Genomic DNA, 18,998 nt, shown 5'->3' with positions numbered 1-18,998 from the left:
CGAGGAGTAGGTTCGCAGCATGGCAGCCACCACGCACACGGTGACCAACCAGGCCCCACCCCTGGTCGGATACGACGTCTTCACCGCCGACCGCACCCTCGTGGCGGCCGTCGAGCGGCATCTGGACCCCGAACTGCTGGACGAGAGCCGCGCGGAGTTGTCACGCCTGGGGCAGAGCGCGGGCTCCGCCCAGCTCCAGGAATGGGGGGTGCTGGCCAACGAATTCCCGCCGAGGCTGCGCACTCATGACCGCTACGGCAACCGGATCGACGAGGTCGAGTTCCATCCGGCCTGGCACCGGCTGCTCGGCAAGGGTGTCTCCGCGGGGCTGACCGCGGCCTGGGCACGCCCGGGCGGCCATGTGCGCCGCGCCGCCGCCTTCATCGTCTGGACCCAGGTCGAGGCGGGCACCGGCTGTCCCCTGTCGATGACCCATGCCGCGGTGCCCGCGCTGCGCGTGGACCCCGCGCTGGCCGCCGAGTGGGAGCCCCGGCTGACCTCCACGCTCTACGACCAGGAGCTGCGCCCGGCCGCGCAGAAGCCCGGCGTCCTCTTCGGTATGGGCATGACGGAGAAACAGGGCGGCAGCGACGTACGTGCCAACACCACCTCGGCCCGGCCGCTCGCCGAGGACGGCACCTATGCGCTGACGGGTCACAAGTGGTTCTGCTCGGCGCCCATGTCGGACGGCTTCCTGGTGCTGGCGCAGGCCCCGGGCGGGCTCACCTGCTTCCTCGTCCCGCGCGTGCTGGCGGACGGCACCCGGAACGTGTTCCTGCTCCAGCGGCTCAAGGACAAGCTCGGCAACCGGTCCAACGCCTCCAGCGAGGTCGAGTTCGACGGCACCTGGGCGCGCCGGGTCGGCGAGGAGGGCCGCGGGGTGCGCACCATCATCGAGATGGTCGCGGCCACCCGGCTCGACTGCGCCCTCGGCTCCGCGTCCCTGATGCGGCAGGCGGTCGCCCAGGCGATCCATCACTGCGCCTACCGGGAGGCGTTCGGCGGAAAGCTCGTCGACAAGCCCCTGATGCGCAATGTGCTGGCCGATCTGGCCCTGGAGTCGGAGGCGGCGACGACCCTGACGCTGCGGCTCGCGGCGGCCTACGACGACGGGAGCGCGCAGGAGCGGGCGTTCCTCAGGCTCGCGGTGCCGGCCGCCAAGTACTGGGTGACCAAGCGGTGCACCCCGGTGGTGACGGAGGCCTCGGAGTGCCTGGGCGGCAACGGCTATGTCGAGGAGTCGGGCATGCCCCGGCTGCTGCGCGAGTCGCCGCTCAACTCCGTCTGGGAGGGCGCGGGCAATGTCCAGGCGCTCGATGTGCTGCGGGCGCTCCAGCGCGAGCCGCAGGCGCTGGACGCCTTTCTGCGGGAGGTCGGCCAGGCGCGCGGCGCCGATCACCGGCTGGACGGCGCGATCAAGAACCTGCTCACCGAACTCGCCGATCTGGAGGGCGTCGAGGCCCGGGCGCGCCGGGTGGTGGAACGGATCGCCCTGGTGCTCCAGGGGTCCCTGCTCGTCCGGTACGCGCCACCGGCGGTCGCGGACGCCTTCTGCGCCTCCCGGCTCGGCGGGGACTGGGGCTCGGCCTTCGGCACCCTGCCGCACAGCCTGGATCTGGCATCGGTGGTGGAACGGGCGCGCCCGGCGGTCTGATCCGCGCGGCGGGGGTGATGCCGCGCCGACACGGCACCACCCCCGCTCTGCTGCCCCTCGTAGATGCCGGACCCGAGGAGCAGGGACACCGCTGGAGCGGCGCTGCACAAGTTTCGGGCAGCGCGGAGGCGTCCGCCAGAGTTGCAAGGGGTTGCAACACGGGGGTCCGCAGTTGCCCAAGTGCGCTCCCCCGCGCCGGGTGGACGGCAATATGTGAGTCACCGTCGGCAGGGTTCGCCTCAGGGGTGGGGACGGGTTCGCCAGGGGCGGCCGAGTCCGCCGGCGGGCACGGGTGGAGACCTTGGGGGAGGTTGCAGTGGTTCCAGTGACGCGCTCGGCGAAGGACGTCACCCGGCTCGCCGCCCTGGACACCGCGCGGGCGGCGCGGCTGCTGAGCGAGGTGCGCAGCGCGGCGCTCGCGGGAGAGCGGGGTCCGGTCCCGCCGCGTCCGGTGATCGAGGCGTCCTGGGGGCGGATGCTGCGCGGCGGGGTCGACCCCGACCATGACGTCCGGGCCGCCCCGCTGGGGCCCGAGAAGGTCGAACGGCGCCGCCGGGACTCGCCGTTGCGCCATGTGCTGCCGGTGCTGCGCGAGGGCCTGCTGTCGGTCGCGGACGAGGCACGGCACATCATGGTCGTCGCGGACGCGGACGGGCGGGTGCTGTGGCGTGAGGGCAGTTGCTCGGTGCTGCGCACGGCGGACCGGCTGGGTCTGGAAGTCGGCGCGGACTGGAGCGAGATGTCGGTCGGCACCAACGGTGTGGGCACCCCGGCGGTGGCCCGGCGTCCCGTGCAGGTCTTCGGCTCCGAGCACTTCGTACGCTCCCATGCGTCCTGGACCTGCGCGGGCGCCCCGATCCTGGATCCGCGCGACGGCCGGCTGATCGGGGTGGTGGATGTCAGCGGCCCGTTGGAGACGATGCATCCGGCCACGCTCGCCTGGGTGGAGGCGGTGGCCAAGCTCGCTGAGGCGCGGCTGCGGGAGGTCCATCTGGCCTCGCTGGAACGGCTGCGCGCGGTGGCGGCCCCGCTGCTGGCCGGGCTCGGCGGCCGGGCCGTCGCGGTGGACCGGGACGGCTGGACGGCGGCGGTGGCCGGGGTGCCGTACACCGGGCGGGTGGCCCTGCCCGCGACGCTCTCACCGGGCCGCCATCCGCTGCCGGCACTGGGAACCTGCACGGTGGAGCCGCTGCCGGGCGGCTGGCTGCTCCGGGTCGCCCGGACACCCGCGCCGGAGCGCACCACCCGGGTGCTGCTGGACGTCGGGCAGCCGCGCCGCCGGTCGGTGACGGTGACCGGGGACACCGGTTCCTGGGACCATGAACTCAGCCCTCGGCACGCCGAGTTGCTGCTGCTCCTCGCCGTGGACCGCATGGGCCGCACCGCCGCGGAGCTGGCCGCCGACCTGTTCGGCGACCCGGCCCGCACGGTGACGGTCCGCGCGGAGATGTCCCGGGTGCGACGCTATCTGGGGGCGTTCCTGGAGCACCGGCCGTATCGTTTCCGCGAGTCGGCGGAGGTGAAGCTGCTGACCCCGCCCGATCCGGAGGACCTGCTGCCGTACTCCACGGCGCCGGGGGTGGTGCGGGCGCGGGACGCCCTGCGGGGCATGCGCTAGGGCGTGTTCCGAGAGTGCCGTCTGCCCGGCCGGGACGGCTCCCGGTGCGTTCTTTCTCTCGTTTCCCGCTGCGAGGTTTAACCCTCCGGAGGGGATCGCCCCCCAATTCCCGGGTCTTCGGCCGGTCCCGTATTCCCCTGACGTAGCATCACCCCCACGGGCCACCCCACCCGCGCCTCGGGTCAATGACCGGACCGAGAGGAGCAGTTGGCCTACGCCAGGAGGTTGTATGAAGCACCGTGGCAGGCACCGTCGCAGACGCAGAACACGCGCGCTGCGGGCCACATTGGCCGGGACGGCACTGGCGCTGACCGCCGCCGCCACGCTGATCAGCACCTCACAGGCCGCGGGCGGCAACAACCCCGGGGGCCTGACCCGGGTCACCGACGCCGCCGAGACCGCGAAGTTCCGCCTCCATGAGGAGCTGACCGACCGCGGCACCCTGAACACCCTCACCCGGGAGCTGGGCGGCACCGTCGACGTCCGCGAGGTCCTCGCCTCCGTCGACCGCGCCATGCGTGGGCGGTCCGCGTGCGACACCGACGAGACCGCCGCGCTGCCGGTGAAACCGACGGCCACCCGGGCGTACTGCTGGGACCGTCGCGACGCGACGAGCACCCGGTGGCTGCCCCGTTCCGTGACCACCTCGGGGGACTCCGACGCCTACGGTCGCTGGGGCGCCGACCGGGTGGTCCTCTCCGGCTGGACCCAGTACGACCCCCGCTCCGACACCCCGGCCGAGGACCGGGGCCTCGCCCGGATCGCCTTCATCGACGCCAACAACCCGGACTCCTTCGCCTATCGCTGGGCCCTGCTGGTCGCCCCGCTCGACGGCGGCAAGGACTTCGCCCCGGTGCGCAGCGGCGTCTCCGGCATGGTCTGGTACCAGGACAAGCTGTTCGTCACGGCCCGTGACTCGCTGCTGGTCTTCGATCTGCACCGGATCCTGCGGGTCGACGGGGACGGCGCCGCCGTCGGACGGGTGAAGGGCGGCTACTCCGCGAACGGTTACCGCTATGTGCTCCCCACGGTCGGTTCCTACCGGCTGAGCGGCGGCTCCTGTTCCACGGACGACGACCGCGCGGCCCCCTGTTTCACCTCCCTCTCGCTCGACCGCACCTCGACCCCGGACAGCCTGGTGGCGAGCGAGTGGTCCGCTCCCGGCGACTCCGGCAGAACCGCCCGGGTGTGGCGCTATGCGTTCAGCACCGCGCCCGGCCGCGAGGGCCTGCTGGCCACGGACGCGCACGGCGACGCCGGGGCGACCGAGGCGTACCGGACGGAGGTGTCCGGGGTGCAGGGCGTGCTCTCGCACCGGGAGTTCGGGGCCGAGAAGGCCGACTGGTACGTCGACCGCACCCCCGTCGTCGGCGGCCGTCATGGCACGCTCTGGCGGCAGAGCACCTCCGGGGCGAAGGCGACCACCTGCGCGGTGGACGAGACGCACGCCTGCTGGGGCCGGCACACCGCCTCCCTGTCGTACTGGGCCGAGACGGACGAGCTGTGGACCCTGACCGAGGGCGCCGCGGGCGGGGACGACGAGGGAGGGCCCGCCGGGGCACGGGTGCTGTACGCGGTGCCGCTGCGCTCCGTGGACGACGCCCTGGACTAGGGCAGGCGACGTTCCGGAGCACGCCGGGCCCGCGGGTCCCGGCCCGCGGGCGGGGCGCCCTCCTGTGCCGTGGCGGGCGGAGTCATGGTTCCCTGGCCGTATGAGCAGCCTCACCGTGACCACATGGTCCCTGGAGCAGACGTCCCCGACCGATCTGGTGCCCGCGGCGGCCCCCGACGGCGATGTGCGCATCGTCCGGGCGGAGGTCCCCTCACCGGAGTTCAGCCGTTTCCTGTACGCCTCGGTCGGCCAGGACATCCGCTGGACCGACCGGCTGGGCTGGAGCCACGCGCGCTGGCAGGAGTATCTGGACCGGCCCGGCGTGGAGACCTGGGTGGCCTACGACCAGGGCACACCCGCGGGGTATGTGGAGCTGGAGGCCCTGGACGAGGGGGTCGTGGAGATCGCCTACTTCGGGCTCCTGCCCGCCTTCCGTGGACGGCGGATCGGCGGCCACCTGTTGTCGTACGCCACCGCACGCGCCTGGGACCTCGCCGAGCGCCGGCCGGAGCCGGCGCAGCCGACGAAGCGGGTGTGGCTGCACACCTGCAGCAAGGACGGCGAGCACGCCATGGCCAACTACCTGCGCAGGGGGTTCCAGCTGTTCGACACCAAGGTCGAACAGGAGCCGGACGTCGCCACCCCCGGCCCCTGGCCCGGGGCGCACTCCGCCTGATCTGCGCGGACACCGGCCCCCTCGGCACGACATGCCCGATGACACCCTTGTTCCACATTCCGGGACAAGGGTGTCCGCATGATGGATGAAGCTGGACTGGTTCCAGATCGCCGTGACACGCTTTCGTCATGTCTGGATCTGGAACCGCCTTGGTGAGTCGACGACACGTCGACCTCGGCCGCATGTCCAGCGCCATCTGTCCGGCGAGCTGACCCTCTTCAGCCAGCGCCGGTTTTTCTCTTTCTCCCTCGTTGCGCGATGGTGCGCACACGTTCGCCGCGCCCCCGTATGCGCAGGTCAGAGCCTTTTTACCTGCCTGTCTCGAAGGACGTACCCCCCATGTCTGCCACCCCGCAGAACTCCGCAGAACCTCGCCGCAAGGTGAGCCGTCACCGCGGCGAGGGCCAGTGGGCCGTGGGTCACTTCACCCCGCTCAACGCCAACGAGCAGTTCAAGAAGGACGACGACGGTCTCAATGTGCGGACACGCATTGAGACGATCTACTCCCGGCGGGGCTTCGACTCCATCGACCCGGCCGATCTGCGCGGGCGGATGCGCTGGTGGGGCCTCTACACCCAGCGCAAGCCCGGGATCGACGGCGGCAAGACGGCCGTTCTGGAGCCGGAGGAGCTGGAGGACACGTACTTCATGATGCGTGTCCGTATCGACGGCGGGGGCCTGACCACCCGGCAGTTGCGGGTCATCGGGGAGGTCTCCCAGGAGTTCGCGCGCGGCACCGCCGACATCACCGACCGGCAGAACATCCAGTTCCACTGGATCCGGATCGAGGACGTGCCCGAGATCTGGAACCGCCTGGAGGCCGTCGGGCTGTCCACCACCGAGGCCTGCGGTGACACACCCCGCGTCGTGCTCGGCTCCCCCGTCGCCGGTATCGCCGAGGACGAGATCATCGACGGCACCCCGGCGATCGAGGAGATCCACCGCCGGATCATCGGCAACAAGGCGTTCTCCAACCTGCCGAGGAAGTTCAAGACCGCGGTCTCCGGTTCGCCGCTGCTCGATGTGGCGCACGAGATCAACGACATCGCGTTCGTCGGTGTCGACCACCCCGAGCACGGCCCCGGCTTCGACCTCTGGGTCGGCGGCGGTCTGTCCACCAACCCGAAGATCGGGGTCCGGCTCGGCGCCTGGGTCCCGCTGGACGAGGTCGCGGACGTCCATGAGGGCGTGGTCTCCATCTTCCGCGACTACGGCTACCGCCGGCTGCGCAACCGTGCCCGGCTGAAGTTCCTGGTCGCCGACTGGGGCGCGGAGAAGTTCCGCCGGGTCCTGGAGGAGGAGTACCTGGGGCGGCGGCTGGTCGACGGCCCGGCGCCCGATCAGCCCGTGGAGCGCTGGCGCGACCACGTCGGCGTGCACCGGCAGCGGGACGGCCGTTTCTACGTCGGTTTCGCACCGCGGGTCGGCCGCGTCGACGGCGCCACCCTGACGAAGATCGCCGACCTGGCGGAGGCCCATGGCTCGGGCCGGGTCCGTACCACCGTCGAGCAGAAGATGATCGTGCTGGACGTGGAGGAGGCACAGGTCGAGTCGCTGGTCGAGGGCCTTCAGGCGCTGGACCTCACCACCAGCCCCTCGACGTTCCGGCGCGGCACCATGGCCTGCACCGGCATCGAGTACTGCAAGCTCGCCATCGTGGAGACCAAGGCGCGGGGCTCCTCGCTGATCGACGAACTGGAGCGCCGCCTCCCGGACTTCGACGAGCCGATCACCATCAATCTCAACGGCTGCCCGAACGCCTGCGCCCGCATCCAGGTCGCGGACATCGGTCTCAAGGGCCAGCTGGTCCTCGACGACAGGGGCGAGCAGGTCGAGGGCTTCCAGGTGCACCTGGGCGGCGCGCTCGGTCTCGAGGCCGGCTTCGGCCGCAAGGTCCGCGGTCTGAAGGTCACCTCGGCGGAACTGCCGGACTACATCGAGCGGGTCCTCAAGCGGTTCCAGGCGGAGCGCGAGGAGGGCGAGCGGTTCGCCGTCTGGGCCGCCCGCGCCTCCGAGGAGGCCCTGTCATGAGCGGGCGCGCGGCCCCCTTCTACTGCCCCTACTGCGGCGACGAGGACCTACGGCCGGGAGAAGAAGGACACGGCAGCTGGGAGTGCAGGGCGTGCAGCAGGGCCTTCCAGCTGAAGTTCCTGGGCCTGCTCGCCCGGGGGCTGGGGCGGGCCGACGACGGCGACCACCAAGGGCGCGGAGGGCACGGGGCATGACGTCCGTTCAGGAAGAGCACGGCACCGACGAACTCAAGGCGCTCGCCGAGCAGGCGGGCCGTGAACTGGAGGACGCCTCCGCGCCGGAGATCCTCCGGTGGGCGGCCCGCACCTTCGGCAGGCGCTTCTGTGTGACCTCGTCCATGGAGGACGCGGTGGTCGCCCATCTGGCCTCCCGGGCGATGCCCGGGGTCGACGTGGTGTTCCTGGACACCGGCTACCACTTCCCGGAGACCATCGGCACCCGGGACGCGGTGGAGGCCGTGATGGACGTCAACGTCATCACCCTCACCCCGCGCCGGACGGTCGCCGAGCAGGACGCCGAGCACGGGCCGAAGCTGCACGACCGCGACCCGGACCTGTGCTGCGCGCTGCGGAAGGTGCAGCCCCTGGAGGAGGGCCTTACCGGCTATGACGCCTGGGCGACCGGACTGCGCCGCGACGAGTCCCCGACCCGGGCGGGCACCCCGGTCGTCGGCTGGGACGAGAAGCGCCGGAAGGTGAAGGTCTCCCCGATCGCCCGCTGGACCCAGGACGACGTGGACGCGTATGTCGCCGAGCACGGCGTCCTCACCAACCCGCTGCTGACGGACGGCTATGCCTCGGTGGGCTGCGCCCCCTGCACCCGGCGGGTCCTCGAGGGCGAGGACGCGCGGGCCGGACGCTGGGCGGGCCGCGCCAAGACCGAGTGCGGGCTGCACGGCTGACCATGACGGAGATTCAGGAGACACACGTGACGACCGGAGCCACCGTCTGGCTCACGGGTCTGCCGAGCGCCGGCAAGACCACCATCGCGTACGAGCTGGCCGGACGGCTGAGTGCGGAGGGCCACCGGGTGGAGGTGCTCGACGGCGACGAGATCCGCGAGTTCCTCTCGGCGGGGCTCGGCTTCAGCCGCGCGGACCGGCACACCCATGTGCAGCGCATCGGCTTCCTGGCCGATCTGCTCGCCCGCAACGGGGTCAAGGCCCTGGTCCCGGTGATCGCGCCCTATGCGGACAGCCGGGAGGCGGTGCGCACCCGCCACCGGGTGAACGCGACACCGTATCTGGAGGTGCATGTGGCGACCCCGGTCGAGGTCTGCTCGGTGCGCGATGTGAAGGGTCTGTACGCCAAGCAGGCCGCGGGCGAACTGACGGGCCTGACGGGGGTGGACGACCCGTACGAGGAGCCGGTCTCGCCCGATCTGCGGATCGAGTCCCACCACCAGACCGTGCAGGAGTCCGCGGCGGCGGTGTACGCGCTGCTCAGCGAGAGGGGACTGATATGACGACCGTCGCCAGGACCGAGGAGTCCGAGGAAGGTACGGACGGTCCGTACGCCCTGTCCCACCTGGACGCGCTGGAGTCCGAGGCGGTGCACATCATCCGCGAGGTGGCCGGCGAGTTCGAACGGCCGGTGATCCTGTTCTCCGGCGGCAAGGACTCCATCCTCATGCTGCATCTGGCCCTCAAGGCGTTCGCCCCCGCGCCCGTGCCCTTCTCCCTGCTGCATGTGGACACCGGACACAACTTCCCCGAAGTCCTGGAGTACCGGGACCGTGTGGTGGCGGCCCATGGGCTGCGCCTCCATGTGGCCTCCGTACAGGACTACATCGACCGCGGTGTGCTGCGCGAACGGCCCGACGGCACCCGCAACCCGCTCCAGACGCTGCCGCTGACCGAGAAGATCCAGTCGGAGAGGTTCGACGCCGTCTTCGGCGGCGGCCGCCGCGACGAGGAGAAGGCCCGCGCCAAGGAGCGGGTCTTCTCGCTGCGGGACGAGTTCTCCCAGTGGGACCCCCGCCGCCAGCGCCCCGAGCTGTGGCAGCTCTACAACGGCCGCCACGCCCCCGGCGAGCACGTCCGGGTCTTCCCGCTGTCCAACTGGACCGAACTCGACGTCTGGCAGTACATCGCCCGCGAGAACATCGCACTGCCCTCGATCTACTTCGCCCACCACCGCGAGGTCTTCCGCCGCGACGGCATGTGGCTGACCGCGGGCGACTGGGGCGGCCCCAAGGACGGCGAGAACGTCGAGCGTCGGCAGATCCGCTACCGCACCGTCGGCGACATGTCCTGCACCGGCGCCGTCGACTCCGACGCGGCGAGCCTGGACCAGGTGATCACCGAGATCGCCGCCTCCCGGCTCACCGAGCGGGGCGCGACACGCGCCGACGACAAGCTCTCCGAGGCCGCCATGGAGGACCGCAAGCGCGAGGGGTACTTCTGACCATGACCACCACCACTCCGGAGGCGGCCTCCTCCGCCACCACCCTGCTGCGCTTCGCCACCGCCGGCTCCGTCGACGACGGCAAGTCGACCCTCGTCGGCCGGCTGCTGCACGACTCCAAGTCGGTCCTCGCCGACCAGCTGGAGGCCGTCGAGCGCGCCTCCGCGGACCGCGGCCAGCACACCCCCGACCTGGCCCTGCTCACCGACGGACTGCGCGCCGAGCGCGAGCAGGGCATCACCATCGATGTGGCCTACCGCTACTTCGCCACGCCCCGCCGCCGGTTCATCCTGGCCGACACCCCCGGCCATGTGCAGTACACCCGCAACATGGTCACCGGTGCCTCCACCGCCGAACTGACCGTGATCCTGGTCGACGCCCGCAACGGCGTCGTGGAACAGACCCGGCGGCACGCCGCGATCGCCGCACTGCTGCGCGTGCCGCATGTGGTCCTGGCCGTCAACAAGATGGACCTGGTCGACTACCGGGAGTCCGACTTCGCGGCGATCGCCGAGGAGTTCACCGCCTACGCCACCGGCCTCGGCATCCCGGAGATCACCGCGATCCCCATCTCGGCGCTGGCCGGCGACAACGTCGTGGAGGCGTCCGCGACCATGGACTGGTACGGCGGCCCCACCGTCCTGGAGCATCTGGAGACCGTGCCCGTCAGCCACGACCTGGCGCACTGCCACGCCCGGCTGCCGGTGCAGTACGTGATCCGCCCGCAGACCGCGGAGCACCCCGACTACCGGGGCTACGCGGGCCAGATCGCGGCCGGCACCTTCCGGGTGGGTGAGACGGTCACCGTGCTGCCCTCCGGCCGTACCACGAAGGTCTCGGGCATCGATCTGCTGGGCGAGCCGGTCGAGGCGGCCTGGACACCGCAGTCGGTGACCCTGCTGCTGGAGGACGACCTCGATGTCTCGCGCGGCGATCTGATCGTGCCCGCCGAGGACGCGCCCGCGACCACCCAGGACATCGAGGCGACCGTCTGCCATGTCGCCGACCAGCCCCTGACCGTCGGCCACCGGGTGCTGCTCAAGCACGGCACCCGCACCGTCAAGGCGATCGTCAAGGACATCCCGTCCCGGCTCACGCTCGACGACCTCTCCCTGCACCCTCACCCGGGGCTGCTCGCCGCCAACGACATCGGCCGCGTCAAGATCCGGACCGCCGAGCCGCTGCCGGTGGACTCCTACGCGGACTCCCGCCGCACCGGCTCGTTCATCCTGATCGACCCCGCCGACGGCACCACCCTCACCGCGGGCATGGTCGGTGAGTCGTTCGCCGCGCCGGAGCCGGTCGGGGCCGGCGCCGACGAGGAAGGGTGGGACTTCTGACATGACCATCACCTGCACCACCTGCTTCTACTCGCTGTTCGCCAAGGAGGGCGGGCGCGTCGGCAGCGGCGCCCTCGGGAGCGGGCAGGGCGGAGTGGCGCGATGTGCGCGATGACGTACGCGCACCGCCTGCGCGCCCCGATGTCCCCGTCCCGGACCGGACGACGAAGACCTTCCGACCTCCCGGCCACGGCCTGAGAGACCGTGACCGCCGGGCCTACGAGAGGAACACCTCCCGTGCCTGTCAGCCTCCCGCCCTCCCGAGTCCCTTCGACCGGGAAACCCGGCTCCCCCGTCCTGCGCCGCGGCCTGACCGTGCTCGCCGCCCTTCCCCTGCTGGCCCTCGCCGCCTGCGGCTACGGGTCGAACGCGGAGAACGACCCCGCCCCGCAGAAGGTCGCCGCCGGCGCCAAGAAGATCGACGGACTGGACTCCGTGAAGATCGGCTACTTCGGCAACCTCACCCATGCCACCGCGCTGGTGGGCGTCCAGAAGGGCTTCTTCCAGAAGTCGCTCGGCGCCACCCGGGCCAAGTACCAGGTCTTCAACGCCGGCCCCTCCGAGATCGAGGCCCTCAACTCGGGTGCCGTCGACATCGGCTGGATCGGCCCCTCCCCCGCGATCAACGGCTACACCAAGTCCGAGGGCAAGAGCCTCAGGATCATCGGCGGTTCGGCCTCCGGCGGGGTGAAGCTGGTGGTGAACCCCGCGAAGATCAAGTCTCTGAAGGACGTCAAGGGCAAGAAGATAGCGACGCCTCAGCTCGGCAACACCCAGGACGTGGCGTTCCTCAACTGGATCGCCGAGCAGGGCTGGAAGGTCGACGCCGACAGCGGCAAGGGCGATGTGTCCGTGGTGCGCACGGACAACAAGGTCACCCCGGACGCCTTCAAGTCCGGGTCCGTCGACGGCGCCTGGGTGCCGGAGCCGACCGCGTCCAAGCTGGTCGCCGAGGGCGGCGAGGTGCTGCTCGACGAGTCCTCGCTGTGGCCCGACAAGAAGTTCGTGATCACGAACATCATCGTGTCGCAGACGTTCCTCAAGGAGCACCCGAAGGCCGTCGAGGCGGTCCTGAGGGCCTCGGTCGAGACCAACAAGTGGATCAACGCCCATCCTGACGAGGCGAAGGCCGCGGCGAACAAGCAGCTGGAGACCGACTCCGGGAAGGCCCTGCCGGCCGACGTCCTGGACCCGGCGTGGAAGTCCATCCAGATCATCGACGATCCGCTGGCCGCCACCCTGGACACCGAGGCGCGGCACGCCGTCAAGGCGGGTCTGCTCAAGGACCCGAAGCTGGACGGCATCTACGACCTCACCCTGCTGAACAAGGTCCTCAAGGACGAGGGCGAGAGCACGGTCGACGCCGCCGGTCTCGGCGTCGAGTAAGCCCGTATCCCGTTGAGTTCCCAGGAGGTGACGGCCATGGCCACTGTCCTCGCCAAGGCCGCCGACGGCGCCGAGTCGCTGGAGCACGCCGCCCGCATCGAGCGGGTCTCGAAGTCCTTCGCCGGTCCCGCCGGAGCGCAACTCGTCCTCGACGACATCTCCCTGGATGTCGCACCGGGCGAGTTCGTCACCCTCCTGGGGGCCTCGGGCTGCGGCAAGTCGACCCTGCTCAACCTGGTGGCGGGGCTCGACCGGCCCTCCACCGGGACCATCACGACCGACGGGCGCCCCGCCCTGATGTTCCAGGAGCACGCCCTCTTCCCGTGGCTGACCGCGGGCAAGAACATCGAACTCGCCCTGAAGCTCAGGGGGGTCGCCAAGAACGAGCGGCGCGGCCGGGCCGAGGAACTGCTCACCCTCGTACGCCTGGACGGCTCGTACCAGAAGCGGGTGCACGAGCTGTCCGGCGGGATGCGGCAGCGGGTCGCCATGGCCCGCGCCCTGGCCCAGGACAGCCGGCTGCTGCTGATGGACGAGCCGTTCGCGGCGCTCGACGCGATCACGCGCGATGTGCTGCACGACGAACTGACCCGTATCTGGCAGGAGACGGGACTGTCCGTGCTGTTCGTCACCCACAACGTGCGCGAGGCGGTGCGACTGGCACAACGCGTGGTCCTGCTCTCCTCGCGGCCCGGGCGGGTGGCGCGCGAGTGGACCGTGGACATCCCGCAGCCGCGCCGCGTCGAGGACGCCCCCGTGGCCGAGCTGTCCGTCGAGATCACCGAGGTACTGCGTGGGGAGATCCGCCGACATGGCCAGCACTGAGACCACCGGCACGACGGACGCCCCCGCCGCGGACGGGAACGGGCTGGGCGGCCTGGAGGCCGGCCTGGACGCACTGGAGACCTCCACGACGGCCCGTACGCCGTTCCGGCGGACCTTCGTCGACAAGATCCTGCCGCCGATCGTCGCGGTCGTGGTGGTCCTGGTGGTCTGGCAGTCCCTGATCTCCTTCGGGATCGTCGACGATCCGACCAAGCTGCCCTCACCGGCCGCCGTGGGGGGCGAGTTCAAGGACGCCTGGTTGCGCGGCACCCTGCTCGGCTACATCTGGACCAGCGTCTCGCGCGGACTGCTGGGCTTTCTGCTGGCGCTGGCGATCGGCACCCCGCTGGGTCTGCTGGTGGCGCGTGTGAAGTTCGTACGCGCGGCCATCGGGCCGGTCCTGTCCGGGCTGCAGTCGCTGCCGTCGGTGGCCTGGGTGCCGCCCGCGGTGATCTGGCTGGGCCTGGACAACTCCATGATGTACGCGGTGATCCTCCTCGGCGCGGTCCCCTCCATCGCCAACGGACTGGTCTCCGGCATCGACCAGGTGCCGCCGCTCTTCCTGCGGGCGGGCCGCACCATGGGCGCCACGGGGCTGAAGGGCGCCCGGCACATCGTGCTGCCTGCCGCGCTGCCGGGCTATCTGGCCGGCCTCAAGCAGGGCTGGGCCTTCTCCTGGCGCTCGCTGATGGCCGCGGAGATCATCGCTTCCTCGCCCGATCTGGGCATCGGCCTGGGCGCGCTGCTGGAGAACGGCCGCAACGCGAGTTCCATGTCGATGGTGTTCGAGGCCATCATCCTGATCCTGTTCGTCGGCATCGCCATCGACCTGCTGATCTTCAGTCCGCTGGAGCGGCGGGTGCTGCGCGGCCGTGGCCTCCTGGTGAAGGGCTGATCGACCGTGCACCGTGATCCCGTTCTTCTCGTCGTCGCCCACGGCAGCCGCGACCCGCGGCATGCGGCGACCGTGCACGCCCTGGTGGAGCGGGTACGGTCGCTGCGGCCCGGGCTGCGCGTGGTGACCGGCTTCCTGGATTTCAACGTCCCGTCCGTGCAGGGGGTGCTGCGGTCCCTGGCGGCGGACGGCACCAGGGACGTGGTGGCCCTGCCGCTCCTGCTGAACCGGGCGTTCCATGCCAAGGCGGACATCCCGGCGGTGCTGCGGGAGGCCCCGCCCCGGCTGCGCATCCGGCAGGCGGACGTCCTGGGCCCCTCGCCGCTGCTGCTGGACGCCCTGGAGCGGCGGCTGTACGAGGCGGGGCTGACGCCCGCCGACAAGTCCTCGACCGGGGTCGTCCTGGCCTCGGCGGGGTCCACGGACCCGGAGGCGATCGCAGTGATCGCAGATGTCGCGCGGGAGTGGCGGCGCACCGGTTGGTGTGCCGTGCGGCCTGCCTTCGCCTCCGCGTCCCTGCCGCGCACCGAGGACGCGGTCAGGGCGCTGCGGGCCGCGGGCTGCCCCCGGGTGGCCGTGGCCCCGTACGTCCTGGCCCCCGGCTTTCTCCCGGACCGCATCGCCCGCGGCGCCGCCGACGCCGATGTCCTGGCCGAGGTCCTGGGCCCGGCACCGGAGGTGGCCCGACTCGTCCTGGCCCGCTACGACCGGGCCCGGCTGCCGCTGCTCAGAGCCATCGGGGCCTGAGGACCCGTCACGGCGTACCGTCAGGGTCCTGGGACCGAGTGCCCCCACGGATCCAGGAACACCCGGGATACTCCGGTGACGATGATGGACCGCGTCCCGAGGAGCCCCGCACAGTGACGACTTCCGAGATCCACCGGCGTCCCCAGGCCGCCGGGACTCCGGACCGCCCCTTCGACGCCGTGCTGTGCGACCTCGACCAGGTGATCCGTTTCTACGACACCAGCCGGGTGACCGCGCTGGAGCGCGCCGCGGGGCTGCCGGAGGGCACCACCGAGGAAGTGGCCTACGCCCCGGAGCGGGACCTCCCCTTCCTCCTCGGCCGGATCACTCGGCGCGAGTGGGTGGAATCGATCGTGCGCGGACTCGCTGACCGGGTGCCGCGGACAAAGGCGCATGAGCTGGCGACCGCACTCGCCGAGGCCCCGTTCCGGGCCGACCCGGTGGTGGTGGGCCTGCTCCGCCGGGTGCGGGCCCGCCTGCCGCTGGTCCTGGTGACCAATGCGACGGTGGACCTGGAGGACGACCTGGCCTCGCTGGGGCTGTCGGATCTCGCGGACCATGTCGTCGGCAGCGCCGGGGTGGGCGTGGCCAAACCGGACCGGAGGATCTATGAGATCGCGGCCGAGCGGGCCGGAGCGGCCATGGACCGCTGTCTCTTCGTGGACGACCGCGCGGAGAACGTCGAGACCGCGCTCGCCTGCGGGATGACCACCGTCCTCTACCGCGAACCGGCGGACCTCCAGGGGCCGTTGGGCTTCCTGCTGCCCGGCTGAGCCCGTCCCACCAGCGGGATGTCAGGCATCGCGTCGATGGAGCGCCCACCAGCCGGCCAGCACCGCGCCCGCCGCCCACAGCGCCGTCACCGCGAGCCCCGTCCAGGGGCCGACGCCTCCCGGCGGGTCCTGGTACAGGATCTGCCGGCCGGCACGGTCCGGAAGCCAGTCGGCGGCGCCCCCTGCGATGTCCCCCACCACGAAGGACACGATCAGGATGAACGGGACGAGCAGGCTCAGCACCGCGACGGCGCTGCGCAGCAGAAAGGTGAGCCCGGCGGCGAACAGGGCCATCAGAGCCAGATAGACCCCCGCGCCGACGCAGGCCCGCAGCGCCCCCGGTGCGCCGAGACTAATGGCGTACTCCCCCAGGAACGCCTGTCCGGTGAAGAAGCTGACGAAGGCGGTCGCAAGCCCCACGACGAGGGCGGCGCCGGCCACCACCATCGTTCTGGCCGCGTAGAAGAGGCCCCGGTGCGGCACGGCGGACAGGGAGATCCGCAGGGCCCCGCCCGCGTACTCCGACGAGACGGCGGTGGCCCCGAAGGCGATGGCGGCGAGCTGCGCGAAGTTGACCGCGTAGAAGGCGCCGAAGACGGGATCTTCGCCGTGGACGGCCTCCGCCCGGCCGACGGTGGCGAAGACCAGCAGGGTGACGGCCTGAGTGACGGCGAAGACCGCGATCAGTGATCCGAAGCTCGCTCGGACCGACCTGATCTTGATCCATTCGGAGTGGAGCACCGCTGTGAGGGACATGGTCAGGCCTCCCGGGGGACGGTCGTGGACGGGGCGGTCGTGGCGGTGAATTCCGCCGCGTCCGCCGTGAGAGCGAGATACGCCTGCTCCAAGGAGGCGCGTTCGTCGGCGAGTTCGAGTAGCCGGATACCTTTTCGGGCGGCGAGCTTCCCGACCTGCTCGGCCTTGGCGCCCGCCACCACCCATCGGCCGTCGTCGGCCGCCTCGACCGTGTGGCCCTCGGCGAGCATCGCGGCCCGCAGCCGGGCGGGGTCGGCGGTGCGTACCCGTACAGAGGGCCGGCTGTGCCGTTCGATGAAGTCCTGGAGGGGGAGGTCGGCGAGCAGTCGGCCCCGGCCCAGGACGACCAGGTGGTCGGCGAAGGTCGCGGTCTCGTTCATCAGATGGCTGGAGACCAGGACCGTACGGCCTTCGTCTGCGAGCCGGCGCAGCAGCCGGCGGATCCAGACGATCCCTTCCGGGTCGAGGCCGTTGGCGGGTTCGTCCAGCATGAGGACCGGCGGGTCCCCGAGGAGCGCCGCCGCGATGCCGAGGCGCTGGCGCATGCCGAGCGAGAAGGTTCCGATGCGGCGACGGGCCACCGGCGCGAGACCGGTGTCCTCGAGGACCTCGTCCACCCGGCGGGCGGGGAGGCGGTTGCTGACGGCGAGAAAGCGCAGCTGGTCGCGGGCGGTCCGGGAACCGTGGGCCGCCTGGGCGTCCAGCAGGGCGCCGACGGTGCGCAGGGGTGCGCGCAACGTCGGGTACGGGCGGCCGCCGAGCGTGGCGGTGCCGGAGGTGGGGCGGTCGAGGCCGAGGGTGAGCCGCATGGTGGTGGACTTCCCGGCGCCGTTGGGGCCGAGGAATCCGGTGACCCGGCCCGGCTCGATACGGCAGGTCAGCCGGTCGACGGCGCGGGTGCCGCCGTACTCCTTGGTGAGGTCCTCGAGTTCGATGCTGATCATGGCCTCAGCCTGGCCGTGCGCCGCGGGGAGCCGCATCCCCCGTGGGAGGAGTTCGTCTCCCCCGCGCGGGGGAGGCACCGCTCCCACCTGCTCTGTCACGATGGCGGCATGCCGGGCCCTCTGTCGCCGCTCATCCGTGCGGTCACCTACACCCGTTGGGTTCATCTGCTGATGGGCGCGATCGTGCCGTTGGCCTGCGCCATGGTCCATCCCGGTCTGCACGACCCCTCGCCTGCCGACTGGGCGCTGATCGCGGTCCTCCCGCTGCCCCTGGCCGCGGCCGTGGCCCTGGCGCCCTCTGTTCGCCGTGCGGAGGGCTTGCAGGCACGGCTGATGCTGTTCCCCGGGCCGCACGCCCGCACAGGCGGCGCCGAGGATCCCGGTGTCTCCGCCGTGCCGTCCGCGACGTGGAGCGACCGGGTCAGAACCGGTGTCTGGCTGGTGCTGCGTCTGGAGGCGGGACTCGCCATGGCGCTGGTGACGGGGCAGTTGATGGCCCTCTCCCTGTCGCTCGCGGGAGCGGCCGCCGGAGATCCCGGTCCGGCCGGCCCGCTCCTGCGCCCGTCCGGTACGGGGTGGAGGTACGCCCTGCTGACACCGGTGCCCGTGCTGGTGCTGGTCGCGGTGGCCGCAGGCGCCGGTGCCCTCATGGCCCGGGCGGCCCGCCGGCTGCTCGGGCCCTCGGTCAGGGAACGTCTGGCCGCGTCGGAGGAGCGCACCGAGCAGCTCCTGGAACGCAACCGCATCGCCCGGGAGCTGCACGACTCCATCGGCCACGCGCTCACCCTGGCGGTCGTGCAGGCGGGTGCGGCCCGGGCCGCCGCGGACCCGGAGTTCACGGACCGGGCCCTGGAGACCGTCGAGGAGACGGGACGGGCCGCGCTGGAGGACCTGGAACGGGTGCTCCTCCTGCTGCGCGAAGGGCCGCGGCCGACGAGCTCCCGGCCGGCCCTCGTCGAGGCGCACCGTCTGCTGGACTCCGCGCGGTCCTCGGGCGCCCAGGTCGACGCCGAGGTGACCGGACCGCTGGAGCGGGTGCCGGGACCGGTCTCCCGGGAGGGCTACCGGATGCTCCAGGAGGGCCTGACCAATGTGCTGCGGCATGCGGGCCCCGTCCCGATCCGTGTCCGTATCGCGGTGCAGGAGGCACGGCTGCGTCTCGAGGTGCGCAATCCGCTGGCCGCGGCCGCGTCGGCGAACGGCACGGAGAGCGGCAGCGGACTGTGCGGGATCCGCGAGCGTGCCACGCTGCTCGGCGGCGAGGCCCGGGCGGGACGGCAGGGCGACCAGTGGCTGCTGCGGGTCGACCTGCCGCTGCGGTGATCCGGTGCCGGGG

Annotated in this window: 19 protein-coding genes; 17 read left to right on the top strand and 2 right to left on the bottom strand. The window is 71.8% G+C overall.

From position 1 onward, the window contains the following. Positions 1–19 precede the first annotated feature (19 nt). The 16 genes from CP978_RS26565 (at position 20) to CP978_RS26490 (ending at position 15,962) form a co-directional block, all read left to right on the top strand. Positions 20–1,654: an acyl-CoA dehydrogenase family protein gene (locus CP978_RS26565; RefSeq protein WP_043444926.1), complete on the top strand. Its 1,635-nt coding sequence runs from the start codon at positions 20–22 to the stop codon at positions 1,652–1,654. A gap of 325 nt (positions 1,655–1,979) precedes the next feature. Beyond that, positions 1,980–3,272 (top strand): GAF domain-containing protein, encoded by a 1,293-nt coding sequence (locus CP978_RS26560; protein ID WP_043444924.1) that lies wholly within the window; start codon positions 1,980–1,982, stop codon positions 3,270–3,272. A gap of 229 nt (positions 3,273–3,501) precedes the next feature. Continuing rightward, a complete protein-coding gene (locus tag CP978_RS26555; RefSeq protein ID WP_043444922.1) occupies positions 3,502–4,884 on the top strand; it encodes a hypothetical protein in 1,383 nt (460 codons plus the stop codon). Positions 4,885–4,984: 100 nt separating this feature from the next. Next, complete coding sequence (locus tag CP978_RS26550) at positions 4,985–5,560, top strand: GNAT family N-acetyltransferase (RefSeq protein ID WP_043444920.1); 576 nt, start codon at positions 4,985–4,987, stop codon at positions 5,558–5,560. Between the two features lie 128 nt (positions 5,561–5,688). Beyond that, a complete protein-coding gene (locus CP978_RS36250; RefSeq protein ID WP_311775066.1) occupies positions 5,689–5,772 on the top strand; it encodes a putative leader peptide in 84 nt (27 codons plus the stop codon). 127 nt (positions 5,773–5,899) lie between these two features. Beyond that, the gene (locus tag CP978_RS26545; RefSeq protein ID WP_043444918.1) at positions 5,900–7,591 is read left to right on the top strand and encodes a nitrite/sulfite reductase; all 1,692 of its coding nucleotides are present in this window, start codon (positions 5,900–5,902) and stop codon (positions 7,589–7,591) included. Next, positions 7,588–7,785: a hypothetical protein gene (locus tag CP978_RS26540; protein WP_043444916.1), complete on the top strand. Its 198-nt coding sequence runs from the start codon at positions 7,588–7,590 to the stop codon at positions 7,783–7,785. The genes CP978_RS26545 and CP978_RS26540 overlap by 4 nt, the downstream gene beginning before the upstream one ends. Beyond that, the gene (locus CP978_RS26535) at positions 7,782–8,492 is read left to right on the top strand and encodes a phosphoadenylyl-sulfate reductase (RefSeq protein WP_043444914.1); all 711 of its coding nucleotides are present in this window, start codon (positions 7,782–7,784) and stop codon (positions 8,490–8,492) included. The genes CP978_RS26540 and CP978_RS26535 overlap by 4 nt, the downstream gene beginning before the upstream one ends. Before the next feature lie 2 nt (positions 8,493–8,494). After that, positions 8,495–9,055: an adenylyl-sulfate kinase gene (cysC, locus tag CP978_RS26530; protein ID WP_043444912.1), complete on the top strand. Its 561-nt coding sequence runs from the start codon at positions 8,495–8,497 to the stop codon at positions 9,053–9,055. Next, entirely contained in the window at positions 9,052–9,996 is a 945-nt protein-coding gene (gene cysD, locus CP978_RS26525) for a sulfate adenylyltransferase subunit CysD (RefSeq protein ID WP_043444910.1), read from the top strand. Before cysC ends, cysD begins: the two co-directional genes overlap by 4 nt. A gap of 2 nt (positions 9,997–9,998) precedes the next feature. Then, positions 9,999–11,336 (top strand): sulfate adenylyltransferase subunit 1, encoded by a 1,338-nt coding sequence (locus CP978_RS26520; protein WP_043444908.1) that lies wholly within the window; start codon positions 9,999–10,001, stop codon positions 11,334–11,336. Positions 11,337–11,573: 237 nt separating this feature from the next. After that, the gene (locus CP978_RS26510; RefSeq protein WP_052454295.1) at positions 11,574–12,722 is read left to right on the top strand and encodes an aliphatic sulfonate ABC transporter substrate-binding protein; all 1,149 of its coding nucleotides are present in this window, start codon (positions 11,574–11,576) and stop codon (positions 12,720–12,722) included. A 36-nt stretch (positions 12,723–12,758) separates the two neighbouring features. Continuing rightward, positions 12,759–13,547 carry an ABC transporter ATP-binding protein gene (locus tag CP978_RS26505; RefSeq protein ID WP_043444905.1) on the top strand — a complete coding sequence of 263 codons (789 nt, stop codon included), beginning with the start codon at positions 12,759–12,761 and terminating at the stop codon, positions 13,545–13,547. Beyond that, entirely contained in the window at positions 13,534–14,442 is a 909-nt protein-coding gene (locus CP978_RS26500; protein WP_043444903.1) for an ABC transporter permease, read from the top strand. Before CP978_RS26505 ends, CP978_RS26500 begins: the two co-directional genes overlap by 14 nt. Positions 14,443–14,448: 6 nt before the next feature. Further along, on the top strand, positions 14,449–15,189 hold the full coding sequence (locus CP978_RS26495; protein ID WP_043444901.1) for a sirohydrochlorin chelatase: 741 nt from the start codon (positions 14,449–14,451) through the stop codon (positions 15,187–15,189). 113 nt (positions 15,190–15,302) lie between these two features. Beyond that, on the top strand, positions 15,303–15,962 hold the full coding sequence (locus CP978_RS26490; protein ID WP_227745458.1) for an HAD family hydrolase: 660 nt from the start codon (positions 15,303–15,305) through the stop codon (positions 15,960–15,962). Between the two features lie 21 nt (positions 15,963–15,983). Here CP978_RS26490 and CP978_RS26485 read toward each other — a convergent pair whose 3' ends face one another. After that, positions 15,984–16,718, bottom strand: a complete 735-nt coding sequence (locus CP978_RS26485; protein WP_174498682.1) for an ABC transporter permease — start codon at positions 16,716–16,718, stop codon at positions 15,984–15,986. 2 nt (positions 16,719–16,720) lie between these two features. Further along, positions 16,721–17,662 (bottom strand): ABC transporter ATP-binding protein, encoded by a 942-nt coding sequence (locus CP978_RS26480; RefSeq protein WP_043449546.1) that lies wholly within the window; start codon positions 17,660–17,662, stop codon positions 16,721–16,723. Between the two features lie 108 nt (positions 17,663–17,770). Between CP978_RS26480 and CP978_RS26475 the strand changes: the two genes are divergently transcribed. Continuing rightward, positions 17,771–18,985 (top strand): sensor histidine kinase, encoded by a 1,215-nt coding sequence (locus CP978_RS26475; RefSeq protein ID WP_043449544.1) that lies wholly within the window; start codon positions 17,771–17,773, stop codon positions 18,983–18,985. The last annotated feature ends 13 nt before the right edge of the window (positions 18,986–18,998 follow it).

It is taken from the genome of Streptomyces nodosus, from assembly GCF_008704995.1.
In the GTDB taxonomy this organism is placed as follows: domain Bacteria; phylum Actinomycetota; class Actinomycetes; order Streptomycetales; family Streptomycetaceae; genus Streptomyces; species Streptomyces nodosus.
The sequence above is the reverse complement of the archived record's forward strand: the minus strand, read 5'-3'. Positions and strand labels throughout refer to the sequence as shown.